Genomic DNA, 26031 nt, shown 5'->3' on the forward strand with positions numbered 1-26031 from the left:
CGACAAGAAGAACCGATGACCTCACACGATCAACACACCGACGACCATTCCGACATCCGCGACGCGGTGGCAAAGCTCTGCGCGCAGTTTCCCGGCGAATACTGGCGCAAGCTCGATCGCCAGATGGCCTATCCGAAGGAGTTCGTCGATGCGCTGACGGAGGCCGGCTATCTCTCGGTCCTGATCCCCGAGGAATATGGCGGCGCCGGCCTGAAGCTGTCGGCCGCGGCGGCGATCCTGGAAGAGATCCAGCGCGCCGGCTGCAACGGCGGCGGCTGCCACGCCCAGATGTACACGATGGGCACCGTGCTGCGGCACGGCAACGACGCGCAGAAGGCCAAGTATCTGCCGAAGGTCGCGACCGGCGAATTGCGGTTGCAGGCGTTCGGCGTCACCGAGCCGACCAGCGGCACCGACACGTCGTCACTGAAAACCTTCGCGCGCCGCGAGGGCGACCATTACGTCGTCAACGGCCAGAAGATCTGGACCAGCCGCGCCGAATATTCCGACCTGATGGTCCTGCTGGCGCGCACCACGCCGAAGGAGCAGTCGAAGAAGCGCACCGACGGTCTCTCGGTGTTCATCGTCGACATGCGCGAGGTGAAGGGCAAGGGGCTGGAGATCCGCCCGATCCGCACCATGATGAACCACGCCACGACCGAAGTGTTCTTCACCGACATGAAGGTGCCGGCGGAGAATCTGATCGGCGAGGAAGGCAAGGGCTTCCGCTACATCCTGTCCGGCATGAATGCGGAGCGAATCCTGATCGCCGCCGAGTGCGTCGGCGATGCCAAATGGTTCATCGCCAAGGCGACCAATTACGCCAAGGAGCGCAGCGTGTTCGGCCGGCCGATCGGCCAGAATCAAGGCATCCAGTTCCCGATCGCAAAAGCCTATGCCTCGATGCGCGCGGCGGAATTGATGGTGAAGGAAGCCACCCGCAAATATGAAGCCGGGCTCGACTGCGGCGCCGAGGCCAACATGGCCAAGATGCTGGCGGCGGACGCCTCCTGGGAAGCCGCCAATGCCTGCGTGCAGACCCATGGCGGCTTCGGCTTCGCCGAGGAGTACGACGTCGAGCGCAAGTTCCGCGAGACCCGGCTGTACCAGGTGGCGCCGATCTCGACCAATCTGATCCTGTCCTACGTCGCCGAGCACGTGCTCGGCATGCCCCGCTCCTACTGAGTTGCTTGATCATGCTGCCGCTTGAGGGATTGACCGTCATCGCCGTCGAGCAGGCGGTTGCCGCGCCGTTCTGCTCGTCACGCCTCGCCGACGCCGGCGCCCATGTCATCAAGATCGAGCGCCCCGAGGGCGATTTCGCCCGTGGCTACGACGCCGCGGCGAAGGGCCAGAGCAGCTACTTCGTCTGGCTGAACCGCGGCAAGGATTCCGCCGTGGTCGATCTCGCCACCAAGGAAGGCCGCGCGCAGCTCGAGGCGCTGATCGCCGGCGCCGACGTGCTGCTGCAGAACCTCAAGCCGGGCTCGATGGACAAGCTCGGCTTCTCGCGCGGGCGGCTGCGCAAGGATTACCCGAAGCTGATCATGTGCACGATCACGGGCTATGGCGACACCGGGCCCTATGCCGACCGCAAGGCCTATGACCTGCTGATCCAGGCCGAAAGCGGCCTTGCCTCGATCACCGGCGGCCCCGAAGGCGCCTCGCGCGTCGGCATGTCGATCGTCGACGTCGCGACCGGCGCCACCGCGCATGCCGCGATCCTCGAGGCGCTGATCGGCCGCGGCCGCACCGGAGACGGTGCCGACATCCGGATCTCGATGTTCGACGTGATGGCCGACTGGCTCACCGTGCCGCTGCTCAATGCCGAGGACGGCAAGTCGCCGAAACGGATCGGCCTCGCCCATCCTTCGATCGCGCCCTATGGCGTGTTCCGCTCCAGGGACGGCAAGGAGATCCTGATCTCGATCCAGAGCGAGCGCGAGTGGAAGACGCTGTGCGCCAAGGTGCTGGGCCAGCCCGGCCTGCCCGACGACCCGCGCTTTGCCAACATGGTCGAGCGCGTGCGCAACCGGGTGCTGACCGACGGAATCGTCAGCGACAGCTTCGGCAAGCTGACGCGCGAGGAGTTGCTGGCGAAGCTTGCCGAGGCCGACATCGCCTTTGCCGAGGTCAACAGCATGGACGACCTCGCGAAACACCCGCATCTGCGCCGCATCGAGGTCGACACGCCGAACGGCAAGGTCAGCTATCCGGCGCCGGCCGCGATCGTGGTCGGCGAGGACAGGCACTACGGCAAGGTGCCCGCGATCGGCGAGCGCACCAGACGTTCCTGAAATCCCTCCTGCCCGGGCAACACAATCATGAGCGACAAACTCGACCTCGATCATCTCCGCCAGTGGATCGGCCGCAGCACGGAGGCCTCCGACGTCGTCACCAAATATCTCGTGATGGGGCTGCGCGCGACGCTGTTCCAGGAGATCGGCGAGCCGAAGGCCGGTGACGCCGCGCCGTGGACCACGCATTGGTGCCTGGCGCAGCCGGTGTTTCCGATGTCGCAGCTCGGCCCCGACGGCCACCCGACCCGCGGCGGCTTCCTGCCGCCGGTGCCGCTGCCGCGGCGGATGTGGGCCGGCGGCGAGCTCGAATTCTTCGACAGCTTGCGGATCGGCGACGAGGCCAAACGCACCTCGAAGATCGCCGACGTCACGGTCAAATCGGGCTCGACCGGCACACTGTGCTTCGTCTCGGTCAATCACGAGGTCACGACGTCGCGCGGGCTTGCGGTGCGCGAGCGGCAGGACATCGTCTATCGCGAGATGACGAGCACGCAAGGCGCAGCGCCGGCCAAGGCGCCGCCGCCTCCCCCGGTCGCGCAGCATCGCGAGAGCCACGTCTCCGATCCGGTGCTCTTGTTTCGCTACTCGGCGCTGACCTTCAACGGCCATCGCATCCATTACGACCGCGATTACGTCACCAAGGTCGAGGGCTATCCGGGCCTGATCTTCCACGGCCCGCTGCAGGCTTCCTTCATCGTCGAGTTCGCCGCCAGGCTGCGCGGCGGCAAGCCGCCGAAGAAGCTCGCCTATCGCGGCGTGCAGCCGCTGTTCGAGGGCAGCGAGTTCTCGATCAATGCCAGCGACAAGGACGGCGGCATGGAGCTGTGGACCGCGAATGCCGAGGGCCAGCCGACCATGAAGGGCACGGCGACCTGGTAACGCACGAGCCCGACGCGTGCCATGATGCGAGGGAATAACGAGGCGCTTTCATCGGCGCCTCGTATTCCTTATTGTGATCGCGTTCATCCCTGGATCGCAGATCATGAGTCGCTTCTGGAGTTCGGTCGTCCACAATCTGTCGCCTTACGTGCCCGGCGAGCAGCCGAAGATCGACGGCCTCATCAAGCTCAATACCAACGAAAATCCCTACCCGCCGTCGCCACGCGCGGTGGCGGCGATCACGGCGACCACGGATCGCCTGCGGCTCTACCCTGATCCGCGCGCAACCGCCCTGCGCGAGGCAATCGCGAGGCGCTATGGCGTCACGGCGGACGAGGTGTTCGTCGGCAACGGCTCGGACGAGGTGCTCGCCCACACGTTCCCGGCGCTGCTGAAGCACGATGCGCCGCTGCTGTTTCCCGACATCACCTACAGCTTCTACCCGGTCTACTGCCGCCTCTATGGCGTCAGCTACGAGACGGTGCCGCTCGACGCCGCGATGCGCGTGCAGCTTGCCGACTACCGGCGGCCCGGCAGCGCCATCCTGCTGTGCAATCCGAACGCACCGACCGGCACCGCGCTGCCGCGCGCCGCGATCGAGGCGCTGCTCGCCGAGCATCCCGACCGGCTGGTGGTGGTCGATGAGGCCTATGTCGACTTCGGCGCCGAGAGCGCCGTGCCGCTGGTCGCGCGCCACGACAATCTGCTCGTGATCCAGACGCTCTCCAAGTCGCGCGCGCTGGCCGGCTTGCGGGTCGGCTTCGCCATCGGCCAGCGCCCGCTGATCGAGGCGCTGGAGCGGGTCAAGGACAGTTTCAACTCCTATCCGCTGGACTGCTTCGCGATCGCGGGCGCGGTCGCCTCGATCGAGGACGAGGCGTGGTTCGAGGAGACGCGGCAGCGCATCATCCGGAGCAGAGAGGCGCTGGTCCGCGGCCTCATTGAGCTGGGCTTCGCGGTGCTGCCGTCGCAGGCGAATTTCGTGTTCGCCCGCCATCCCAGCCATCGCGGCGCCGATCTCGCCGCGAAGCTGCGCGAGCGCGGCGTTTTGGTGCGGCATTTTCAGAAGCCGCGGATCGAGGACTTTTTGCGCATCACGGTCGGCACCGACGATGAGTGCGGCCGCCTGATCGGCCTGCTGCGCGGCATGGTCTGATAGCCGTTCACAAGCGACGCAACTTGCGATCGACGGCGCCAACCTGCATAGTGACTGCGCGTTGGGATGCACGGTTCTCCGGGAAGGAGCGGTCATGCAATTTGCGATCGGCGACGCGACCGTCGACGTCATCGTCGACGACGACGATTTCGGCCTTCCGCTCGCCGAATTCCTGCCCGGATACGATCGGGGGTTGATCGAAGCGCATCGTGCCACGCTGGAGCCGGTGTTCATCGACCTCGCCCGGGGCGTCGCGAAACACGCGATCCAGAGTTTTGTGGTGCGAACCGGCGGCCGAACGCTGCTGATCGACGCTTGCATCGGCGAGCACAAGGACATCCCCGAGATTCCCGCCTGGCATCGGCGGCGCGGCAGCGGCTTCCTCGATCGGTTGCGCACATGCGGCGTCGACCCGGCCGGCATCGACGTCGTATTCTGCACCCATCTGCATGTCGATCACGTCGGCTGGAATACGCGCCAGGACAACGGCCGCTGGCAGCCGACCTTTCCCAACGCGCGGTATCTGTTCGGCCGCCGCGAGCTTGCCGACTGGATGACGCAGCATGATGCCGGGCGTGCGCCGCCGATCCACGCCCGCGCCCTCGAACAGAGCGTCATACCGATCGTCGATGCAGGCCGTGTCGATCTGGTCGACGATGGCCATCAGTTGGGACCGGGCCTTCGGCTGGTCCCGCTGCCGGGCCACACCAGCGGCCAGATGGGGCTGATGGTAGACTACGCACAACATCGCGCGATCTTTTGCGGCGATGCCGTGCACAATCCGGTGCAGATCTTCCAGCCCGGTCTGTCGACATCATCCTGTACCGACCCGCAGCTCGCGGGCGAGACACGCGCGAAGATCCTGGCAGAGGCGGCGGATAGCGGCCGTCTCGTCATACCCGCCCACTTCCGCGGCCCGCGCCGTGCCCATATTCGTCGAGACGGCGGTGGCTATACACCGGTGTTCGACGCCCGGCATCGGTGAGAAGCAACACCCGGCGCCGCGGCTCACACCGCGTGAAGGCCGGGCGTATCATCCAGTCCATTGGAACCGAAACCGGGCTTGCGCGTTCCCCGCCCTGACGGAGGACGCCATGCTTAGAGACGAACAGGTCGCGGTTCTCTGCGACATCGCCCAATCCATTGCCTTCGCCGACGACGTGCAAGGCGAAGTCGACCGGCTCATCAGGGAAGGATACGTCGCCAAGGACGGCGACCTCTACGAGCTGACGCCGAAGGCCGAGAAGGTTTTGTCCGAGCGCGGCGCCAGCCTCAAGGCGTGACGCCGCTCGCGGCCAAACTTACGCGGCGGGCGTGCACCGTGTCGCAGTGATCTTGATACCGAGCCCTGCAGACTCCTCGCGAAACTGCGCGATCGAGCGCGCGTTGCGATGCGCCTCGAACGCGGTGTCATCCTGGTAGACCTCGTAGATCAGGAGCTTCGCGGCATCCTCGCGCGGCACCAGGATCTCGAACTGCAGCGTGCCCGGTTCGTCCCCGAGCGACCGGGCGCGATGCGCCGAGAGCAGCGGCAGCACCTGATCCCGCTTTTCCGGCGCGACTTCGAGGGGTGGCGATGAGTGCGAGTTTCGGCATGGCGAATACTCCTTTCGGTCCCTTTGAATGTTCAGATCAGCGGCGCAGAGACCGAAACGCGTCCCTAACCTCTCGGCTGAAAATGTCCGGCTGCTCCCATGCGGCGAAGTGGCCGCCGGCTTCGGCCTGATGGAAGTAGATCAGCTTGTGATAGGCCTTTTCCGCCCAGCTCCGCGGCGCCACAAAGCTCTCGCCGGGAAACGCGGTCACCGCGGCCGGGATCGTGACATTGGCGGGCAGATAGAGGTTGGCCTTGTTCTCCCAGTACAGGCGGCCCGAAGAGATCGCCGTGTTGGTCAGCCAGTAGAGCGTGATGTTGTCGAGCACGTCGTCGCGGGTCAGTGCGCCGGCGGAATGCCCGTTGACCTCGCGCCCGAGCACGGCTGATTGCATCGCCGAGGCCGGCTGGGCATAGCCGTCGCCGTGATCGAGCAGCCAGGCGGCGAGGCCGGCCGGCGAATCTGCAAAGGCCGCAAGCGTCTGCGGGCGCGTGCCCATGATCTGCGCGTAAGCGCGCCGTTTCGCGAATTGAAGCTTGATCTGTTCGAAAGCGTGCTGCTCCTCCGCCGACATATTGTCCGGCGCAGGGCCGCCGGTGGTGACTGCCTCGAAGACCTCGGGCGGAACGACACCGGGCAGATTGACGTGGATGCCGAGCAGTTCCGGCGCACCCAGCTTGGCCATTTCATTGGAGACCGGCGAACCCCAGTCGCCGCCCTGCGCCACGAACTTGCTGTAACCGAGCCGCTTCATCAACTGGGCCCAGGCGCGCGCGATGCGCTTGGGATCCCAGCCGACCGTGGTCGGCTTGCCGGAGAAGCCGTAGCCGGGCATCGACGGGATCACAAGATGAAAGGCGTCCGACGCGCTGCCGCCATGCGCGGTGGGATTGGTCAGGGGGTCGATGATCTTCATCTGCTCGATGACCGAACCCGGCCAGCCATGCGTGACGATCAGGGGCAATGCATTGTCGTGCTTCGAACGAACGTGAATGAAGTGGATGTCCACGCCGTCGACTTCGGTGATGAATTGCGGCAGGGCGTTGAGCCGCGCCTCCACCTTCCGCCAGTCGTAATCGGTTTGCCAGTAGCGGACGAGATCGCGCAGCATCGTCTGCGGAACGCCCTGGGAGTCGTCATTGACGGTCTCCTTGTCGGACCATCGGGTTGCGGCCAGACGGCGGCGAAGGTCGACAAGGTCTTCCTCTGGAATGTTGATGTGGAATGGCCGGATCGCATCATTCTCTGCTGCCGCGGCGAGATGCGCGGGGAACACGCTGGTCGCACTGGCAGCAGCCAGGCCGAGCGCCGCGCCCGTCAGCAGCTTGCGCCGGGTTTGGTCGATGGCCTCCTGGGTCGATTGGCCTATTGCGGTTGCAGCTGGTGTCTTCGGCGTCGTGGTCATTTGACTGCCTCCTCGGAATGAGAGGCCGCCGGCAACGCCGCGATCACCTGCGTGGTCGTCAGGATGGAATGGGCGTAGGTCGGGCCATTCAGCTCGTGAGCGGCGTGCATCATGTCGTGCGAGAAGGCGGCGGTGGCATCGCGCACCAGCGTCACGTGGTAGCCGAGCTCCATCGCGAAGCGGGCGGTCGATTCGATGCAGGTGTTGGCCAGCAGCCCGACCACGATCACATGCGTGATGCCCTTCTGCTTGAGCAGGAAATCCAGGTTGGTGTTGGCGAACCCGCTCTGCCCCCAATGCTCCTGGGCGACCAGATCGCCGGGCTTGGGCGCAAAGTCCGGATACCAATCCCCGCCCCATTCGCCGCGCGCAAAGCTATGGCGCTGCATGATCAAGCGCTGAGTCGGATTGGGATGATCCCAATCCTCATAATCGCCCGGCTCCCAGCGGCGGTGCGGGACGATCACCACCTGGATGCCAGCGGCCCGGACCGCGCCGTCGAGCTGGCGCAGATTGTCGAGCAGCCCGACCTCGTCGGCGATCGGCTTGATGCGCGGAAAGACCATGCCGTCCCCGGAGAGGAAATCATTGTAGGGATCGACGAGAAGCAGCGCAGTTCGCTCGCGTGGATAGATGATCTGGGTCATCGATCGCTCCTTGGCCATCAGGCGCCCGGTTGGATTTGCTTCAATGACGCGCTCCGTTCACTCGGGCAGCGGCTTGCCGGCCTGTTCGCGGACGATGTACTCGGCGTACCAATCGGGCCAGTTCGCATCGTGGCCACCGGTCCGCTTCTCGTGCTCGCCATGGGCCATAGCCGCGCGGCGCAGTGCGGCGGCGAGATCCGCCGATGAAGAGAAATTCGTGCTGTTGCCGTCGACCCGCCCGGGCAGGCGTTGCGTCACCTGCTGCAGCAGCCAGACGTTTCCGTCGGGATCGTTGAAGGTGGCGAGCGACCCGTAGCTCGGCCGCTCCGGATCCGGCCCCTTGATGCGGCCTTCCGCGCCGCGGTGAAACACCTCGCTGACATCGGCGCCGCGCGCGATCAGCTCGGCGCGCGCCGCTTCGATATCACTGACGATCAGAAAGCGCGGCAGCGCGGGTCCCGAGCCGAGATGGATCGAGGTCGGCGAGCCCGGCGGCGTCAGCTGCAGGGCGCGCGAACCGTCGGGCCTGACGAAGTCGGCATCAAGCCGCCAGCCCAGGTCCTGATAGAAGCGCTTGGCGCGGTCGACATCCGAGACCGGAATGACGACGACTTCGAGCTTCAAATCGACTTTGGCCGCTGTCGGCCCCTGTTCGGTGGTCATGACCCGCTCCTTGGTGATGCAGACCGGGCCATCAGCGGCCCATTGCATTTGCGATGATGTCGGGCCATATTGCTATGAAAATCATAGTAACAAGCCTGATGAAGAAAACGTGATGACCAAAATGAAGGACAACACGGCTGACCAAACGCTGTGCCCTGTCGCTCGCGCCGAAACCGTCGTAGGCGACCGCTGGACAGTACTTGTTATGCGCGAACTGTTCGCGCGGAATCATCGCTTCGAGGAGATCCAGGCACAGTCGGGCGGCACGCCGCAGATGATCACGGCACGGCTGAAAAAGCTGGAAGCGGACGGTCTGGTGACGCGGCAAGTCTACAACAAGCGCCCGTTGCGCCACGAATATCACCTCACCGAGAAGGGCGAAGCGTTCTTTCCAGTGCTGATGGCGCTGCGCGCCTGGGGCGAAACCTGGTGCAAGTCACCGCGGGAAGGCCGCGCAATGAGCTACACCCATCTCGTCTGCGGCAAGCCGGCCGGGCTCGGTCCGGTCTGCGAGTCCTGCGGCGAACCGGTCCATCGCGCCGACATGGTGGGCGAGCGGACGCCCAAATACCAAAGAGAGCGCGATGAGCGCTGGGAGGCCTTCAAGGCGACCCGCTGAATTCTTCGACGCCGCCGGCGCAAGCGGACGACGCGAGAGCCTTCGCACCGTCGCACATCCCGATCAACGCGGGGCCGAGCCCCGCACAACACAGGAGACCACCATGCCATTCGTTCGCATCGACCTGAAGCGCGGCAAGTCCGCCGAATATCGCAAGACGCTGGGCGAGATCGTCTACAAGGCAATGCGCGAGGTGATCAACGTCCCCGAGAACGACAAGTTTCAGGTCATCACCGAGCACGACCGTGGCGATCTGAACTACGCCGACAACTATCTCGGCAATACCTACAGCGACGATCTCATCTTCATCCAGATCACCATGAATGCCGGGCGCACCGTCGAGATGAAGAAGGCGTTCTACAAGCGGATCGTGGACGACTATCAGAGCCAGCTGCAGGGCCGGCCGGACGATGTCGTCATCAACCTCGTCGAGGTCGCCAAGGAGAACTGGTCGTTCGGCCACGGCATCGCCCAATACGCGAGCTGAACGCAGAACAGGAATGCGCCGGACGGACGGTCGCCTGCCCGGCGGCTTGCCGTCCGCAGCTTGCAGTCGGCGTTGCCAGCACGCATAGTGCCGCCCATGCACGAACAACAACAAGCAGGGAGGCAACCATGAGGACGATCGCAGCCGCGCTGTGCGCGCTCACGCTGATCGCAACCGGTGCGCAGGCACAGACGCTCAAGGATTTCATGGCCGTTGTCATGAAGAAATGGACCGCGCCGTTCGAACCGTTCCAACTCATCGACAATATCTTCTACGTGGGCACTGACGGGATCGCGGTCTACGTCATCAAGTCCTCGCAGGGGTTGATCCTGATGGACACGGCGATGCAGCAGTCGACCGGCATGATCAAGGACAACATCGCCAAGCTCGGCTTCAAGGAGGGCGACATCAAGATCATCCTCAACACCCACGCCCATCTCGACCACACCGGCGGCTTTGCCGAGATCAAGAAGGAGACCGGCGCGCAACTGATCGCCGGCGAGCGCGACAAGCCGCTGCTCGAGGGCGGTTACTATCCTGGCGACGAGAACAACGCCGATCTCGCCTTTACGCCGGTGAAAGTCGACCGCACTGTCAAGGAAGGCGACAAGGTGACGCTCGGCGACGTCACGCTCACCGCGCACACCACGCCCGGCCATTCGCCGGGCTGCACCAGCTGGGAGATGACGGTCAAGGACGGCAGCCAGGCGCGCAACGTGCTGTTCTTCTGCAGCGGAACGGTGGCGCTGAACCGGCTGGTCGGCCGTCCGACCTATCCCGGCATCGTCGACGACTACCGCTCGACCTTCACCAAGGTCAAGGCGATGAAGGTCGACGTGTTGCTCGGGCCGCATCCGGAGGTCTACGACATGCAGGCCAAGCGGGCGCAGATGAAGGACGGCGCGCCGAACCCGTTCGCCAAGCCGGGCGAGAATGCCACCTATGTGGCGGGGCTGGAGCAGGATTTCGACAAGCAGCTGGCCAAGCAGACCGCGGCGCTGCAGAAGGCCAATTAGGTAGTCACCCCGTCATCCTGAGGAGCGCGTAGCGCGTCTCGAAGGATGAACGGCCCGGCCGTGGCCGTCGATCCTTCGAGACGCGCGCAAGCGCGCTCCTCAGGATGACGGGATAGCCGCCCACTCAAACTTGCAGCCGTTGCCGCGGCAACTATGGGCCCAGCGGCTTGACATCGTCGGGCAATCCATCGACAGGTGGATTGCCTTTCCGCTTTTGCCGCCCGCAATGACGGAACGTAACAAGACAGAAATGGGAGCCGCCCGATGTCCTCGCGCAAACCCGCCGCCAGCAAAGGCAAGACCGTCACCGTCAAGGACGCCACCTTCGGCCTGCTGCGCGCATGGGGCATCAACAAGGTGTTCGGCAATCCGGGCTCGACCGAGCTTCCGTTCCTGAGCGACTGGCCCGACGACATCGACTACGTGCTCGGCCTGCAGGAGGCTTCCGTCGTCGGCATGGCCGACGGCTATGCGCTGGCGACGCGCAATGCCGGTTTCGTCAATCTGCACTCGGCCGCCGGCGTCGGCAACGCGCTCGGCAACATCTACAACGCTTATCGCAACCAGACCCCGCTGGTGATCACCGCGGGCCAGCAGGCGCGCTCGATCATGCCGCTGCAGGCCTTCCTCTATGCCGAGCGGGCCTCCGAATTCCCGAGGCCTTACGTGAAATTCGCGGTCGAGCCGGCGCGCGCCGAAGACGTGCCCGCCGCGATCGCGCGCGCCTATTATGTCGCGATGCAGCCGCCCTGCGGGCCGACCTTCGTCTCGGTGCCGATCGACGACTGGGCGCATGCGACGCAGCCGCTCGACGCGCGCCAGGTCAGCCGCGAGATCGGCCCCGATCTGTCGGCGATGCAGGCGCTGGTGTCCGCGCTCGGCGAGGCCAAGCGCCCTGCCCTCGTCGTCGGCCCGGCCGTCGATCGTGCCGAGGCGGTCGACCTCATGGTTGACGTCGCCGAGAAGTTGAAGGCCGCGGTCTGGGCCAGCCCGTTCTCGGCGCGCTGCTCGTTCCCCGAGCGGCATCCGCAGTTCGCCGGCTTTCTGCACGCTGCACCGGGCCAACTCTCCGATGCGCTGCGCGATCACGATCTCGTCGTCGTGGTCGGCGCGCCGGTCTTCACCTTCCATGTCGAGGGCCATGCCGCGATCTTCGACGGCTCGACCACGATCTTCCAGATCACCGACGATCCGGATGCCGCCGCGATGACGCCGACCGGCCACAGCATCGTCGCGACGATGAAGCCCGCGCTGACGGCGCTGCTCGAGATGCTGCCCGAGACCAGGCGCACTGCGCCGGCCGGCCGTGTCCGGCCGCCGGCGCCGGCGGCCGGCGACCCGATCCCCGCCGAATATGCGCTGCACGCGCTCTCGGCCGCGATGGGCCCCCACGATGCGCTGGTCGAGGAAATTCCGTCGCACCGCCCGCTGATGCAGAAGGCGATGCCGATGCACGGCCAGGACAGCTTTTACACCATGGCGAGCGGCGGCCTCGGCTACAGCCTGCCGGCCGCGGTCGGCATGGCGCTCGGTCGACGCCAGGGACGCACGGTCTGCCTGATCGGCGACGGCTCGGCGATGTATTCGATCCAGGCGCTGTGGACATCAGCGCAGCGCAAGCTGCCGCTGACCGTCGTCGTACTGAACAATTCCGGCTACGGCGCGATGCGCTCGTTCAGCCAGGTGATGCAGGTGCGCAACGTGCCGGGCCTCGATTTGCCGGGCATCGATTTCGTCAAGCTCGCCGAAGGCATGGGCTGCGACGCCGTGCGGGTGACGAAATCAGCCGAGCTCGCCGGCGCCTACCAGCGCGCCCTCTCGCATCAAGGCACCAGCCTGATCGAGGTGATGGTGGATTCTGCGGTGCCGCTGCTCTACGCGCAAAAGAGCTGAGCGGCAATCTCGCCACGACTGGTAAGGAAGGCACCGGCGGCCGGATTCCCTCCCCCCTTGCGGGGGAGGGTTAGGGAGAGGGGGGCCACACGGCACGCTCTCTCAACACGAGTCTCAACGTAACGCGGTCGAAGTTGCGAAAGCGAGACTCACTTCAGTCATCTCGCCCGGGGCTTACCCCTCTCCCCAGCCCTCCCCCGCAAGGGGCAGGGCAATCGCATATGGAATGAACCGATTCTTCCGCGCCGTCATGGCCGGGCTTGTCCCGGCCATCCACGTCTTTTCTTCGCGTGGAAACGAAGACGTGGATGCCCGGGACAAGCCCGGGCATGACGAGTTTGTGGGAACTCCGATTACCTCAAACGGCCATATGCGATTGCCCTGCCGCAAGGGGGGGGAGGGAGCCTGATGAGCGTGCTCACCTCACAAGAGCGATTCCGCTGCCGACGGCGCCGGCACCTCACAGCCGGTTGCGCAGCAGCGTCCGGGCTGCTTCGACACCCGTTGTCCCTGGTCGACGAGGTCGCGGCCGAGCAGATTCTCGACCAGTTCGGCCTTCTCCATGACAGGATAGTTGCGCCAGATCTCGCGCTTCATCGCCTCCGGCGAGCCGCCGCCGTGCAACGAGATCACCGAATACCAGCCGGCCTCGTGCGAGACGGTGAGGTCCTCGATCAGCCGCGCCACCTCGGCGCGCTGCTCTGCCGGGATATCGGGACGTCCGCCCATGACAGCGGCAAGCGAGGCGCGCGTTTCCGGATTGTGATCCTCGTCGGGACCCGGCAGCGCGACGATCAGGCCGCCGGACACGTAATGCGCGACGCGGTGCATGTCGTAGATCTTGGTCGCCAGCAGCAGCTTGCCGATGTTGGAGAACACCGCATCCGGCATCACCGAGCCCGCCGGGTCCTTCGTGCAGTAGACCGAGGAGGCGACGCCGCAGGCGTAAAAGCTTTCGGTGATGGTGATCAGCTCGACCATCGCCTCGCGGATATGCGCGTGCTTCTCGGCATCGAGCCCGTTGGCCTCGATCATCAACGCACCGGCGCCGATCAAGAGATCGCCGAAGCCGGCACGGGCGCCGATGCAGGAATGCCGGTGATGCGTGGCGTAGGACGTGGTGAGGAAGCCGCCCTCCTCGGTCTCGCCGGCGAGGAACACGCGATCATGCGGCACGAACACGTCGTCGAACATCACGACGCCGACCGACTGGCCGTACTTGGCGGAAAATTTCGCCGCGGCATCGCCGGGCCGGCCGGCCGGACGCGCAACGATGGTGACGCCGGGCGCATCGACCGGCACGGCGCAACAGACCGCAAAATCCTTGTCGGCAGGCACATGGGTGCGGCACGGCATGACGAGGAATTCGTGCATGTAAGGCGCGCCGGTCACGATCGCCTTGGTGCCGCGGATCACGATGCCGTCGGGCCGGCGCTCCCTGATATGGACGTAGACGTCCGTGTTGGCCTGCAGGCCGGGACGCTTCGAGCGGTCGCCCTTCGCATCGGTCATGGCGACGCCGAGCGTCAGATCCTGGTCCTGCACCTCGTGAAGATAGTTGAGGAAGCGCTGGCTGTAATCGGTGCCGTGGCGATCGTCGGTCAGCCTGGTCGCCTGATAGAGACCGTTCAGCGCATCATGGCTCAGGTAGCGCTGCGCGCAGCCCGACGTCCTGCACACCAGCCGCACCGCCTCGAGCTTGTCGAGCAGGTCCTGCGAGCTCCGATTGATGTGGAGCATGCGGTTGACGGTCTTGCCCGAGGTGCCCTGCCGCGCCGTCATGATCGGGACATGCTCGGGCTGCAGCGCGAAATCATAGGTCACGCCGACGCCCGCCACGCCGGGCGCCAGCAGCGGCTCGTCCGCGACGCTCGCAACGGCCGCGCCGTTGACGAACACACGCGGTTTGTAGCGGCGCAGGGATTCCCGGTAGTCCGCAGCCGTCATCAGCATGGCGCTTCTCCCTTGCTCATTTATTCTAACACTGTTAAATTATCTAACGCTGTCAGAATTGAGTCAAGAACGGATTCGCCGGGCCATGCAGATGCGCGAGAGCAGGAAGGAAGCGGTCAGCCGCCACAAGCGGGAGCTGATCCTCGACGCCGCGCGCAGCGTGTTCGCGGAGGAAGGCCTCGAAGGCGCGAGCCTGCGGGCGATCGCGACGCGGGCCGGCTACACGCCGGCGGCGCTGTATTTCCATTTCGATTCCAAGGAGGCGATCTACGCCGAGGTGTTGCGGCAATCGCTGGTCTCGCTCGGCGAAGCCGTCAGTGCGGCGGTCGCAACGACGCGCGGCGCCAAGCAGAAGCTGCACGCCGCAGGCATGGGCTTCTTCCGCTATTATGCGGAACACCCGCGCGACCTCGATCTCGGCTTCTATTTGTTCCGCGGCGGCATGAAGCCGGCCGGGCTCGGCCATGACCGCGACCACGCGCTGAACGCCGCACTGGAGGCCGCACTGCACCCGATCGCCGAAGCCGCTGAAGCGCTCGGCGCGTCGAGGCAGAAGGCGAACACGGCGATGGTCGACTGCTTCGCGCATGCGACCGGCCTGCTGTTGTTGCTGCACACCGGCCGCATCAGGATGTTCGGCGCGTCCGCTCCTGACCTGATGGACGCATATCTGCGCGACAGGATCGCGCAACTCGCGAAGGTGTGACGTCTACCTCATGTGAGGAAGGCACCGGCGGAGGGGTTCCCTCCCCCCTTGCGGGGGAGGGTTAGGGAGAGGGGTGCCACACGGCGTGCTCTCTCAATGTGCTCCAACGGAGCGTGACCGAAAATTGCGATGGCGAGACTCGATCAATGATCTCGCCCGGGGCTTACCCCTCTCCCCAACCCTCCCCCGCAAGGGGGGAGGGAGCCTGACCAGCATGCTCACCTCACATCGCAGCGACATGCGCGGTCAGTCTTTCCCGCGAGTCACTTCCCGTGCGCTTCCCGCATCTTGGCCTGGATCTTGGCCATGCCGCCGATCCAGCGGTCGTAATTCTCGGTCTTCTTGCGCATGTAGCCGAGCACCTGCGGGTGCGGCAGGATCAGGAAGGTCTCCTGCTCGATGCCCCTCAGCGCATCCTGCGCGACCTGCTCCGCGGAAAGATCGCCGTCACCGGATTGCGGGCCCTTCGGGATCGCGCGCAGCATGTTGGTGTCGACGCCCTGCGGGCAGAGGATCGAAACCTTGATGTTGTCGGCGCGGTGCGAGATCGCGAGGTTTTCCGCAAAGCCGACCGCGGCGTGCTTGGTGGTCGAATAGGCCGGGCTGCCGACCTGCGACAACAGGCCCGCGGCCGAGATGGTGTTGAGGAAGTAGCCGCCGCCGCGCGTCTTCATGCGCGGCACCAGATGCCGCGCCGCGTAGACATGCGCCATCACATGGATCGCCCAGCTCCGCGACCACGGCTCGTCCGAGGTGCCGCCGGCGTTCACCGACAACGGATCGAAGCCGCCGCCGATGCCGGCATTGGAGCAGAACAGCGCGATCGGGCCGAACATCCGCTCGGTCTCGTCGATCACATGCAGGATGTTCTTCTCCTGCCCGACGTCGCATTTGAAGGCGGCACCGCCGACCGTGGCCGCGACCTTCTCGGCCGCGCCGTGATCGAGGTCGACGACCACGACCTTCGATGCGCCCGCGGCGTGGAATGCCTCGCACAACGCCTTGCCGATGCCATTGCCACCGCCGGTGACCACCACAACCTTACCTGCCACCTGCATGGCCATCCTCCCGATATCTCTGCTTGCACACTGTCGCTTTACCCACTCGCTCCTGCGTGCCCCGTCACCCCCGCGCAACGGCGAAGCCGTTGTCGCTGGAGGAGCGCGGCACGCGCGTCTCGAAGGGTCAACGGCCACCAGCCGGGCCGTGCATCCTTCGAGACGCGCTCCGCGCTCCTCAGGATGACGGGACAAAGCGCAACGGGCGTATCACGAAACATGATAGCTCATTCGCCGCGGATGGCGAGAACTTCAGCTCGCCAGCACGACGTCGAACACCGCCGTGTAGTGGCAGGCGGCCCCGAGCAGCACGAAGCAGTGCCAGATCGCGTTCTGGAAGCGCAGCCGGCGCCAGGAGTGGAAGATCACCCCCAGGCTATAGAGAATACCGCCGGCCAGCACGAAACCGAGCGCCATCGCCGGCAGCGCCTTGACGACGGCGTCGTAGAGCATGATGCCGCTCCAGCCCATCGCGAGATAGAGCCCGACCGAGAGCCGGTCGAAGCGGCCCGGATAGCGCAGCTTCAGCCAGATCCCGACGATCGCCACGCACCACACCCCGGCCAGCAGCGCGATCGCGAAGGTGCTGTCCTTCAGTTCCACGATGAACGGCGTATAGGTCGCGGCGATCAGCAGATAGATCGCGGAGTGATCGAAGCGCCGCAGCACCCATTTGGCGCGCGACACCGGCCACAGATTATAGGTCGCCGACAGCACCAGCATCGCGAGCAGGCCGGCGACATAGACCGAGACCACGGCGATGTCGAACGGGCCGGCATAGACCGCGGTCAGCACGATCAGCGCGGTGGCGGCCACGAGCCCGAAAGCGACGCCGACGAGATGGACGACGCCGTCGGCGATCAGCTCGGCGCGGTCGTAGTTCCACAGCGCGGCGCCGGCAGCGTGGATCGAGGTCGAGGCAAGTTGCTTCAGGCGGAAGACCGTCATGCAGGCTTTCCCGTGGGCCGATGGACGATGGGTAGCGCGGGCATGGTGAGGCGTTCAATTCCCTTGCACCCCCGACAATCCCCTCGCCTGCAAAGGCGCCGGAAATGTGAAGCTTGATTTTGGCCCGATAATCGCCACCTTGCGGGTGATCGCCCGCCACTTTTGGTCCCTCCTGCCGGGTTTTTCGTTACCCCTCCATGCCCCCCAGCTTCACTGATATCGTCGAGGAAGCCCGTCTCTCGGCGCGGGCGCTGCTCGACTATAGCGAGGGCTTCTTCAACCCGACGGTGCGGCTCGGCGTCACCGGCCTGTCGCGCGCCGGCAAGACCGTGTTCATCACCGCGCTGGTGCACGGCCTGACCCGCGGCGGCCGCTTCCCGGTGTTCGAGGCCTATGCCTCGGGGCGGATCGCGCGCGCCTATCTCGCCCCGCAGCCCGACGATGCGGTGCCGCGCTTCGCCTACGAGAACCATGTCCGGACATTGGTCGAGGAGCGGACCTGGCCGAGCTCGACCACCGACATCTCCGAGCTCCGTCTCGTGATCGAGTATCAGCGGCAAAATGGCGCGGACCGCACGCTGACCCTCGATATCGTCGACTATCCCGGCGAGTGGCTGCTCGACCTGCCGCTGCTCAACAAGAGCTACGAGCAATGGTCGGCGGAGAGCCTTGCGCTGTCCCGCGAGCCGCTGCGCGCCAAACTCGCGGCGCCCTGGCACGCCCATCTCGCGACGCTGAAGCCCGAGGCCAGAGAGGACGAGCAGGCCGCGCTCAGCGAAGCACGCCTGTTCACCGATTATCTGCGCGCCTGCCGCGACGAGCGCTTCGCGATGAGCCTGTTGCCGCCCGGCCGCTTCCTGATGCCCGGCAATCTCGCCGACACGCCGGCGCTGACCTTTGCACCGCTCGACCTGCCCGCAGGCGGCAGCGCGGGTGACGGCTCGCTGTGGGCGATGATGCGGCGGCGCTTCGAGGCCTACAAGGATGTCGTGGTGCGGCCGTTCTTCCGCGACCATTTCGCGCGGCTCGATCGCCAGATCGTGCTGGCCGATGCGCTTGCCGCATTCAACGCCGGCCCCGAGGCGCTGCACGATCTCGAGGCCGCGCTCGCCGGCATTCTCGACTGCTTCCGGATCGGCCGCAGCACGATCCTGAGCGCGCTGTTCCGGCCGCGCATCGACCGCATCCTGTTCGCGGCGACCAAGGCCGACCATCTGCACCACCTGAGCCACGACCGGCTGGAAGCGGTGCTGCGGCGGATCGTGGCCAAGGCCGCCGAGCGCGCCGAATATGCCGGCGCCGACATCGACGTCGTCGCGCTCGCCGCGGTGCGCGCCACGCGCGAGGCGCAGGTCCAGCGCGGGCGCGACCGGCTGCCGTCGATCCTCGGCACCCCGGCGCCGGGCGAGGTCGCCAATGGCGAGCGGCTTGACGGCGAGACCGAGGTCGCGACCTTTCCGGGCGACCTGCCCGACAATCCGGAGGAGCTGTTCAACGGCGGATTCCGCGGTCTCTCAAACTCAGACACAGAAGCCGCAGACTACCGCTTCCTGCGCTTCCGTCCGCCGAAGCTGGAACGAAACGGCGATGCAGAGCCGGCGCTGCCTCACATCCGCCTTGACCGCGCCCTCCAGTTCCTGATCGGAGACAAACTGCAATGAACGAGAAGACGCCCCCGCGGCGGCCGACGACGTTCAAGCTCGACGATCCCGGCGTGGTCGTGATGGATCCGGACGACGGCGGCCGCCTCACCCGCGGCACGATCCAGATCGTGCCCGAGGCCGAGCCCGCGCAGCTTCCGGTCCCGCTTGATACGCCGCTGGTGCCGGCGCGCCGCGGCTTCCGCTGGGGCACGCTGTTCTGGAGCGCGGTCGCGGGCCTCGTGGTGCTGGGCACCGGGCTTGGCGTCATCAATCTGGTCGAGGATCTGTTCGCGCGCAATGAAGGCCTCGGCGTCCTCGGGCTGGGACTGGCCGTCATCGCCGCGGTGGCGCTCGCGGTCGTCACGACGCGCGAGCTGGTCGGTCTGGCGCGGCTTGCGACCATCGAGAAGCTGCATCTGCGCGCCGCCGAGGTGCTGATCAGCGACGACCGCGCCGCAAGCCGGGTGATCGTCGCCGATTTGCTCAAGCTCGCGCACCAGACCCCGCAGCTCGCCCGTGCCCGCAGCACGCTGCAGAGCCACACCGACGACATCATCGACGGCGCCGACATGATCCGCCTCGCCGAGCGCGAGTTGATGACGCCGCTCGACGAGGAGGCGCGGCGGCTGGTATCGACCGCCGCGCAACGCGTCTCGGTCGTGACCGCGGTCAGCCCGCGCGCACTGTTCGACGTGCTGTTCGTGTTCGTGGCGAGCTTGCGGATGATCCGGCAGCTGGCGCGGCTCTATGGCGGCCGGCCCGGCGCGCTCGGCATGATCCGCCTGCTGCGCCACGTCATCGCGCATCTCGCCATCACCGGCGGCATGGCCGCGAGCGACAGCCTGATCCAGCAGATGCTCGGTCACGGCATCGCGGCAAAACTGTCGCAACGCCTCGGCGAAGGCATGCTCAACGGCCTGTTGACCGCCCGCCTCGGCCTCGCCGCGATCGACGTCACCCGCCCGCTTCCCTTCAACGCCCTGCCGCGCCCGGCGCTGACCGATCTGGCGAAAGACCTGATCCGCAAGCGCGAGGAAGAGGAATAGCGCGCGGCGCGCTTGTGCGCGCCACCTTCTCCCACAAGGGGAGCCTTTAAGGGTCGTTAGGCTGTACACGCCCCGTCATCCTGAGGAGCCGCGAAGCGGCGTCTCGAAGGATGCACGGCCCGGCTGGTGGCCGTCGATCCTTCGAGGCTCGCTCCGCTCGCACCTCAGGATGACGGGGTGGGAGACGGCTGCACGTTTCCGTCCGTCGTCCTGGCGAAAGCCAGGGGAGCAGGAAGACGCATCGCCAGCACGCGCCAGCGGAAGAAGGTGGTGTCCGGCGGCGGCGACAGATCGGGCGTCCAGCCGCTGATCTTCTCCAGCGAATAGGTGTCCATCACCATGCCGCGCCAGTTCCGCGTCACGCGCTCCAGCGGCTGGCGCACCGCCGTCGTCTCGCTCCACAGCGGCAGATTGTTCTCGGGCTCGCGCCCGACATAAATGCCGGCGTGATCGCGGATCTTGCTCATGCCGGGATCGGCAAAGCCCTGGAAGCGGCCGCGCTCGTTGATCTCGATGACCGTCACCTTCCCGCGCAGCAACCAGCGCAGCATCGCATAGGTGCGGTAATCCGTGGTCGCGACCCAGGTCGCGCCGGTCGCCTCAACCTGCGCCAGCGCGCGCGCAGCCACCACATCGTAGCCTGCCTCGGTGCCGATCGGATCGGTGCGGCCGATCAGATTCCACGGCGCGAACATGTAGTAGAGGAAGACGCAGACGACGAACACGATGCCGGTGGTGATCGCGGTCCGCGCCCAATAGACCGTCGATTTGACGAGCCCGACCGACCAGCCCTCGAACGGCATTCGCGTGACGTTGATGGCAATTGCCGCGAGGCCGGCCGGCCACAGGAACATCGGCCAGGTGTCGCCGACCCGCAGCGTCAGGGACTTCCAGAGGAAGTAGATGAACGGCACCAGCACCGCGGTCGCCAGCAGGATCGCGACGGGCTCGCGCTTGCGATAGCCACGCCATGCCGTCAGCGCGGTGCCGAACAGCGTCACCGGCAGCAGCACGAAGCCGACCAGGCCGAACTGCATGCCGACGAACTCGCCGACGGTGCGCAGCGTGAAGGCGCGTTCGGCGGTGGCGCGCACCGCCTGGAAGCGGAACGAGGCCCAGTCGTGCCCGGCATTCCAGATCAGCACCGGCGCGAACACGACGATCGCGATCAACGCGGCGAGATACGGATACGGACTGCGCAACCAGCGCCAGCGCCAGTCCGGCACCAGCGCAAAGGCGAGCACTGCCGGCGCGAACATGATCGCGGTGAATTTCGACAGCAGCGCCAGCCCGGCAAACAGCCCCGCCGCGAGCCACCACCGTCCGTCACCGCTTTGCGCAAGCCGCACCAGCGACCACAGCATCGCCACCGAAAACGGGATCAGCGCCGTATCGGGCGCGACCTTGGCCATCAAGAGGCCGTAATACAGCGCCGCCTCCGGCAGCAGCAGCGCCAGCATCACGGCGCGGACGTTGTTGGCCGTCACGCGGCGGACGATGTCGGCGAGCAGGAGCTGGGTGGCCAGCATCGCCACGATGCCGCCGAGGCGGACGCCGAGATTGGTGTCGCCGAGCATCGCGGTGCCGAAGCGGATGAACCAGGCGACCATCGGGGGATGGTCGAGGAACGACAGCACGTTTTCCTTCGACCAGGTCCAGTAATAGGCCTCGTCGGTGCGCAGATCGAGCGCATGGGCGTAGACCAGCCGCATCGCGGTCATGGCAACGATCACGGCGATGACGCCCCGCCAATCCGGCGCGCGCGAACGGGCCGGCTTAACGCTGTTGTTATCGGCTCCAGGTTCGGCTTGGGCTATCGTCACGGCGCGCTTTTTGTTCGACTCTTAACGGGGTGTCAACGTGCCGCGCGGCCCGCTCTCGCGGCTGGTCCGGACCCGCGGTGGTGTTCAGCGCGGGAATTAACCACTAGACTTGCCGATCATGAATCACATGGCCTCCCCCTCGCGCGAGCACTTGCAGGACATGGCCCGCGGTATCGGCCTGCGGCAGGTCCGCATCGTCACGGGGGCGATCATGTTCGCCTACCTGATCAGCCATTTCCTCAACCACGCGCTCGGCAATATCTCGACACAGGCGCTGGCGATCGGGGTCTACTACCACACCGAGTTCTGGCAGTTCCTGCCGGTCGCGATCGTGTTCTACAGCGCCTGCCTGGTGCATACCGGGCTCGGCATCTGGGCGCTCTATCAGCGCCGCGAGTTCCACTGGAAGGCGATCGAGCCGCTGCAGCTCACGCTCGGCCTCAGCATCCCGATGCTGATCGTCGCGCACGTCGTCGGCGTGCGGCTCGGCCAGACCCTGTACGGGCACGAGAAGCTCTACCCGCAGGAGCTATACACCTTCTTCATCGCAGCGCCGAACCGGCTGTGGACGATGCTGGCGGTGCTGGTGATCGCCTGGGTGCACGGCTGCATCGGCCTGTATTTCTGGCTGCGGCTGCGCCCGTTCTTCCAGCGCGCCGCGCCGTTCCTGCTCGCGACGGCCGTGCTGATCCCGACGCTGGCGATGCTCGGCATCTATCAGGGCGGCCGCGCCACGATCGCCGACTATCAGGACGCCGACTGGCGGCGCGAGGAGCTCTCGGTACAGAAGCTCGGCACCGCGGCGCAGGGGACCACGCTCGAGAAGATCACGGATGACCTGACGATCGGCTATCTCGGCCTGCTCGGCCTTGTGCTGCTGGCGCGCGGCGCGCGTGCGCTGCTGGAACGCCGCGGCGGCATGATTGCACTGTCCTACGGCAACGGCCGCACGCTCAGGGTGCCGAAGGGACTGAGCGTGCTGGAAGCGAGCCTGCGCTACAACGTGCCGCATGCGAGCGTCTGCGGCGGCCGCGCGCGCTGCTCGACCTGCCGCATCCGCATCATCGGCGATCACGCCGGATTGCCCGAGCCCTCGCCGCGCGAAGCCTTCGTGCTGCACCGGGTCGGCAATGACGATCCGTCGATCCGGCTGGCCTGCCAGTTGCGGCCCACCGCCGACCTGAATTTCTTCCAGCTGTTCCTGCCGAGCACGACATCGGCCAACGCGCACGCCGCCAATCCGGCACGGGTCGGCCAGGAGCGCTATCTGGTCAGCATGTTCGTCGACATGCGCGGCTCGACGCAGCTTGCCGAGAAGCGGCTGCCGTTCGACACCGTGTTCATCGTCAACCGCTTCCTCGGCGCGGTGTCGCAGGCGGTGCTGGAGGCCGGCGGGCGGCCCAACCAGTTCATCGGCGACGGCATGCTGGCGCTGTTCGGGCTTGCCACCGACCGGCAGGTGGCCTGCCGCCAGGCGTTGCGCGCGGCGGCGCTGATCGCAACCCATATCGACGAGCTGAACCAGTTCCTGAGCCACGATCTGCGCGAGCCGATCCGCTTCGGCATCGGCATCCATGGCGGCGAGGTGATCGTCGGCGATATCGGCTATCGCGACCACATGGTGTTCACCGCGCTCGGCGATGCCGTCAACGTCGCGGCACGGCTGCAGGACATGACCAAGGCGCTGGCCTGCGAGGCGATCATCTCGGACGAGGTGCGCGTCACCGCCGGGCTGGCCGACGATGCCCTGCCGGCGCAGGAGGTCGCGATCCGCGGCCGCAACGAGCCGATGACCGTGCGCACGGTCGAAAAGACGCAGTTCCTGTCAACGCTGGTCGACGACCGGCGTGCCGTCGCGGCCTGACTGGTTCATCTCCGCTCCAGCCCAATGTGACCTGCCGCACGTCCGACGGCGCGTTCAGCAGGGATGCTCGAACGTGCCCGGTGCCGGATGCGACTGACTGGCGATGGGTAACACTGCAACCGCGCCGCGACAGAGCTCAACGCGCATCCGAAGGAGAAGACCATGCTTCGCAAAGTCACGCTCGCTCTCGCCACTGCCGCAACCCTCGGTGCCGCCGCGCTGGCGCCGACCGCAGCTTCCGCCAAGCCGTTCTTCTGGCATCCGCATCATCATCACTTCTGGGGTGGCCCGGGCATTGCCGTCGGCTTCGTCGACTCCGGCTGCTACGCCACCCGCCTGGTGCTGACGCCCTACGGCTATCGCTATCGCACCGTGAACGTCTGCTACTGATCGAACCTTCTACTTGGATGGAAACGCCCCGGTCGTCCACGCGACCGGGGCTTTTCGTTGTTGCGACGCAACGCTGCGAAAGCTCAATTGACTCGCGGTTGTCAGGTGCGACATTTGGACCGCGCGCATTCCATGATGCGAAGGCGCGCAAGGCAATCTGGGCCTGGTGATGACCGGCTCACGACAGAACAGCTTCGGAGGAAGCGGAATGCTCGATCGACGAGACTTGATGAAGCGCGCCGGATTGGCCGCTTTGGTGACGGGGCTGGGATCAAGGGGTGCATTCGCCCTCGACACCGTGACGCTGCCCTTTGGCAATGGCGAGCGGCCGCTGGTGCGCTACCCGCAAAAGCGCCCGATGATCGGCCTGACCGCCCGCCCGCCGCAGCTGGAAACGCCGTTTGCGATCTTCAACGACGGCCCGATCACGCCGAACAATGCGTTCTTCGTCCGCTATCACCTCGCCGACCTCCCCTACAATCTCGATCCGGACAAGTTCACGCTGGAGATCAAGGGCACGGTCGACAAGCCGCTGAAGCTGTCGCTGAAGGACATCAGGAAGCTGAAGGCGACCGAGATCGTGGCCGTCAACCAGTGCTCCGGCAACAGCCGCGGCTTCTTCAGTCCGCGCGTCGCCGGCGGCCAGCTCGGCAACGGCGCGATGGGCTGCGCGCGCTGGCACGGCGTGCCGCTGAAGACCGTGCTCGACATGGCCGGCGTGCAGGCCGGAGCCAAGCAGGTCACCTTCAACGGCATGGACGGCCCGGTCAGCGACAAGACGCCGGATTTCGTCAAGGCGCTCCACATCGACCACGCACGCGACGGCGAGGTGATGCTGGCCTGGGGCATGAACGGCGAGGACCTGCCGTTCCTCAACGGCTTCCCGCTCCGCCTCGTGGTGCCCGGCTATTACGGCACCTATTGGGTGAAGCACCTCAACGAGATCACCGTGATCGACAACGTGTTCGAGGGCTTCTGGATGAAGTCCGCCTACCGGATACCGGATACGCCGAACAATGCGGTCGAGCCCGGCACCGTACCGAAGGCGACGATCCCGATCAATCGCTTCACGGTGCGCTCGTTCATCACCAGCGTTGCCGACGGCGCCAAGCTGAAGGCCGGCCGCACCATGCTGCGCGGCATCGCCTTCGACGGCGGCAAGGGCATCAAGGAGGTGATGGTCTCGACCGATGGCGGCAAGAACTGGACGCCGGCCAAGCTCGGCAAGGACCTCGGCAAATACGCCTTCCGCGAATGGAAGCTGCCGGTGAAGCTCGCGGCCGGTCCCGCAGAGCTGAAGGTGCGCGCCACCAACAATGCCGGCGACACCCAGCCGATTGATCCGTTGTGGAATCCGGCCGGCTATCTGCGCAACGTCGTCGAAACCGTGCGCGTCACCGCGGCGTGAGGAGAAGCATCATGACCAGCAAGCTGCTTCCATCCCTCACCACGATCGCCGCGCTGTCGATCGGCGCCGCCGTCGCCGCGCCCGTGAACTACACGGTCCCCGAGGAGACCGCGGCCTTCAAGCCGGGTCCCAACCTCGAGGTGGTGCAAAACAACTGCACCGCCTGCCACTCGGCCGACTACATCAAGACCCAGCCGCAGGGCGAGAAGTTCAAGAAGGATTTCTGGCAGGCCGAGGTGACCAAGATGATCAAGGTCTACGGTGCGCCGATCGACGAAGCTGACGTCGGCAAGATCGTCGAATACCTCTCCGCGACCTATTGAGAGAGGGCCGGTCGATCCCCCGCGCGCCGGCCGAAAAAGCCGCGCGCAGGACGATCGATCCAATTCGGTACACCGGAACCGATCCGTTTTTGCAGCGCATCAATTGACCACGAAACGGGCAATCCGGCGTCAAACCCCCGCAAAGCGGGTTGTTTCCGGCCAAAAACACACCGTCGTTTGATCTACCCAGCTTTTTTCAAACTGCTATC

General features: G+C 66.0%; 25 protein-coding genes. 17 read left to right on the forward strand and 8 right to left on the reverse strand.

Translation table 11 applies throughout. The annotated features are described in order from the left end of the window. The first annotated feature begins 15 nt into the window (after positions 1 to 15). The 6 genes from XI02_RS33665 (at position 16) to XI02_RS33690 (ending at position 5618) form a co-directional block, all read left to right on the forward strand. Positions 16 to 1185 carry an acyl-CoA dehydrogenase family protein gene (locus XI02_RS33665; RefSeq protein ID WP_172647245.1) on the forward strand — a complete coding sequence of 390 codons (1170 nt, stop codon included), beginning with the start codon at positions 16 to 18 and terminating at the stop codon, positions 1183 to 1185. A gap of 11 nt (positions 1186 to 1196) precedes the next feature. Further along, positions 1197 to 2297, forward strand: a complete 1101-nt coding sequence (locus XI02_RS33670; protein WP_172647244.1) for a CaiB/BaiF CoA-transferase family protein — start codon at positions 1197 to 1199, stop codon at positions 2295 to 2297. Between the two features lie 27 nt (positions 2298 to 2324). Then, complete coding sequence (locus XI02_RS33675) at positions 2325 to 3179, forward strand: MaoC family dehydratase N-terminal domain-containing protein (protein WP_172647243.1); 855 nt, start codon at positions 2325 to 2327, stop codon at positions 3177 to 3179. A gap of 103 nt (positions 3180 to 3282) precedes the next feature. Next, entirely contained in the window at positions 3283 to 4335 is a 1053-nt protein-coding gene (gene hisC / locus XI02_RS33680) for a histidinol-phosphate transaminase (protein ID WP_172647242.1), read from the forward strand. A gap of 94 nt (positions 4336 to 4429) precedes the next feature. Then, positions 4430 to 5320 carry an MBL fold metallo-hydrolase gene (locus XI02_RS33685; protein ID WP_172647241.1) on the forward strand — a complete coding sequence of 297 codons (891 nt, stop codon included), beginning with the start codon at positions 4430 to 4432 and terminating at the stop codon, positions 5318 to 5320. 109 nt (positions 5321 to 5429) lie between these two features. Continuing rightward, positions 5430 to 5618 carry a hypothetical protein gene (locus tag XI02_RS33690; RefSeq protein WP_028334959.1) on the forward strand — a complete coding sequence of 63 codons (189 nt, stop codon included), beginning with the start codon at positions 5430 to 5432 and terminating at the stop codon, positions 5616 to 5618. Positions 5619 to 5636: 18 nt separating this feature from the next. Here XI02_RS33690 and XI02_RS33695 read toward each other — a convergent pair whose 3' ends face one another. The 4 genes from XI02_RS33695 to XI02_RS33710 all read right to left on the reverse strand — a co-directional run bounded on the left by XI02_RS33695 (position 5637) and on the right by XI02_RS33710 (position 8645). After that, positions 5637 to 5873, reverse strand: coding sequence for an antibiotic biosynthesis monooxygenase family protein (locus tag XI02_RS33695; RefSeq protein ID WP_244981051.1), 237 nt, complete (start codon positions 5871 to 5873; stop codon positions 5637 to 5639). Between the two features lie 94 nt (positions 5874 to 5967). After that, positions 5968 to 7335 (reverse strand): epoxide hydrolase family protein, encoded by a 1368-nt coding sequence (locus XI02_RS33700; RefSeq protein ID WP_172647240.1) that lies wholly within the window; start codon positions 7333 to 7335, stop codon positions 5968 to 5970. Then, positions 7332 to 7982, reverse strand: a complete 651-nt coding sequence (locus XI02_RS33705) for an isochorismatase family cysteine hydrolase (RefSeq protein ID WP_172647239.1) — start codon at positions 7980 to 7982, stop codon at positions 7332 to 7334. The genes XI02_RS33700 and XI02_RS33705 overlap by 4 nt, the downstream gene beginning before the upstream one ends. Positions 7983 to 8039: 57 nt before the next feature. Beyond that, the gene (locus tag XI02_RS33710; RefSeq protein ID WP_172647238.1) at positions 8040 to 8645 is read right to left on the reverse strand and encodes a VOC family protein; all 606 of its coding nucleotides are present in this window, start codon (positions 8643 to 8645) and stop codon (positions 8040 to 8042) included. Between the two features lie 121 nt (positions 8646 to 8766). Here XI02_RS33710 and XI02_RS33715 point away from each other — a divergent pair, with 121 nt between their 5' ends. From XI02_RS33715 to mdlC, 4 genes are all read left to right on the forward strand, one after another. Then, positions 8767 to 9264 (forward strand): helix-turn-helix domain-containing protein, encoded by a 498-nt coding sequence (locus tag XI02_RS33715; RefSeq protein ID WP_026193226.1) that lies wholly within the window; start codon positions 8767 to 8769, stop codon positions 9262 to 9264. Positions 9265 to 9367: 103 nt separating this feature from the next. Next, complete coding sequence (locus XI02_RS33720; RefSeq protein ID WP_016848571.1) at positions 9368 to 9751, forward strand: tautomerase family protein; 384 nt, start codon at positions 9368 to 9370, stop codon at positions 9749 to 9751. A gap of 128 nt (positions 9752 to 9879) precedes the next feature. Continuing rightward, complete coding sequence (gene blaBJP / locus XI02_RS33725) at positions 9880 to 10767, forward strand: BJP family subclass B3 metallo-beta-lactamase (protein WP_172647237.1); 888 nt, start codon at positions 9880 to 9882, stop codon at positions 10765 to 10767. A 264-nt stretch (positions 10768 to 11031) separates the two neighbouring features. After that, positions 11032 to 12660 carry a benzoylformate decarboxylase gene (mdlC, locus tag XI02_RS33730; protein WP_172647236.1) on the forward strand — a complete coding sequence of 543 codons (1629 nt, stop codon included), beginning with the start codon at positions 11032 to 11034 and terminating at the stop codon, positions 12658 to 12660. Between the two features lie 423 nt (positions 12661 to 13083). On the opposite strand, the gene XI02_RS33735 is transcribed toward mdlC, so the two are convergent. Continuing rightward, positions 13084 to 14613: a 4-hydroxyphenylacetate 3-hydroxylase family protein gene (locus tag XI02_RS33735; RefSeq protein WP_172647235.1), complete on the reverse strand. Its 1530-nt coding sequence runs from the start codon at positions 14611 to 14613 to the stop codon at positions 13084 to 13086. Positions 14614 to 14704: 91 nt separating this feature from the next. Here XI02_RS33735 and XI02_RS33740 point away from each other — a divergent pair, with 91 nt between their 5' ends. Then, positions 14705 to 15319, forward strand: a complete 615-nt coding sequence (locus tag XI02_RS33740; protein ID WP_244981050.1) for a TetR/AcrR family transcriptional regulator — start codon at positions 14705 to 14707, stop codon at positions 15317 to 15319. Between the two features lie 263 nt (positions 15320 to 15582). Here XI02_RS33740 and XI02_RS33745 read toward each other — a convergent pair whose 3' ends face one another. Beyond that, positions 15583 to 16377: an SDR family oxidoreductase gene (locus XI02_RS33745; RefSeq protein ID WP_018273289.1), complete on the reverse strand. Its 795-nt coding sequence runs from the start codon at positions 16375 to 16377 to the stop codon at positions 15583 to 15585. Positions 16378 to 16629: 252 nt separating this feature from the next. Beyond that, complete coding sequence (locus tag XI02_RS33750; RefSeq protein ID WP_016842436.1) at positions 16630 to 17325, reverse strand: hemolysin III family protein; 696 nt, start codon at positions 17323 to 17325, stop codon at positions 16630 to 16632. Between the two features lie 197 nt (positions 17326 to 17522). Here XI02_RS33750 and XI02_RS33755 point away from each other — a divergent pair, with 197 nt between their 5' ends. Continuing rightward, the gene (locus XI02_RS33755) at positions 17523 to 18986 is read left to right on the forward strand and encodes a YcjX family protein (protein WP_172647234.1); all 1464 of its coding nucleotides are present in this window, start codon (positions 17523 to 17525) and stop codon (positions 18984 to 18986) included. Then, positions 18983 to 20014 carry a YcjF family protein gene (locus XI02_RS33760; RefSeq protein ID WP_172647233.1) on the forward strand — a complete coding sequence of 344 codons (1032 nt, stop codon included), beginning with the start codon at positions 18983 to 18985 and terminating at the stop codon, positions 20012 to 20014. The genes XI02_RS33755 and XI02_RS33760 overlap by 4 nt, the downstream gene beginning before the upstream one ends. A 164-nt stretch (positions 20015 to 20178) precedes the next feature. On the opposite strand, the gene XI02_RS33765 is transcribed toward XI02_RS33760, so the two are convergent. Beyond that, a complete protein-coding gene (locus XI02_RS33765) occupies positions 20179 to 21735 on the reverse strand; it encodes a glycosyltransferase family 39 protein (protein ID WP_172649103.1) in 1557 nt (518 codons plus the stop codon). A 220-nt stretch (positions 21736 to 21955) separates the two neighbouring features. On the opposite strand from XI02_RS33765, the gene XI02_RS33770 reads away from it, so the two are divergent. The 4 genes from XI02_RS33770 (at position 21956) to XI02_RS33785 (ending at position 25822) form a co-directional block, all read left to right on the forward strand. Then, positions 21956 to 23701 carry an adenylate/guanylate cyclase domain-containing protein gene (locus XI02_RS33770; RefSeq protein WP_370142828.1) on the forward strand — a complete coding sequence of 582 codons (1746 nt, stop codon included), beginning with the start codon at positions 21956 to 21958 and terminating at the stop codon, positions 23699 to 23701. Between the two features lie 162 nt (positions 23702 to 23863). After that, positions 23864 to 24091, forward strand: a complete 228-nt coding sequence (locus tag XI02_RS33775; protein ID WP_016842430.1) for a hypothetical protein — start codon at positions 23864 to 23866, stop codon at positions 24089 to 24091. A gap of 208 nt (positions 24092 to 24299) precedes the next feature. After that, positions 24300 to 25499 (forward strand): molybdopterin-dependent oxidoreductase, encoded by a 1200-nt coding sequence (locus XI02_RS33780; RefSeq protein WP_172647232.1) that lies wholly within the window; start codon positions 24300 to 24302, stop codon positions 25497 to 25499. An 11-nt stretch (positions 25500 to 25510) separates the two neighbouring features. After that, positions 25511 to 25822 (forward strand): cytochrome c, encoded by a 312-nt coding sequence (locus tag XI02_RS33785; RefSeq protein ID WP_172647231.1) that lies wholly within the window; start codon positions 25511 to 25513, stop codon positions 25820 to 25822. The last annotated feature ends 209 nt before the right edge of the window (positions 25823 to 26031 follow it).

Source organism: Bradyrhizobium sp. CCBAU 21365, from assembly GCF_015291305.1.
GTDB lineage: Bacteria > Pseudomonadota > Alphaproteobacteria > Rhizobiales > Xanthobacteraceae > Bradyrhizobium > Bradyrhizobium elkanii.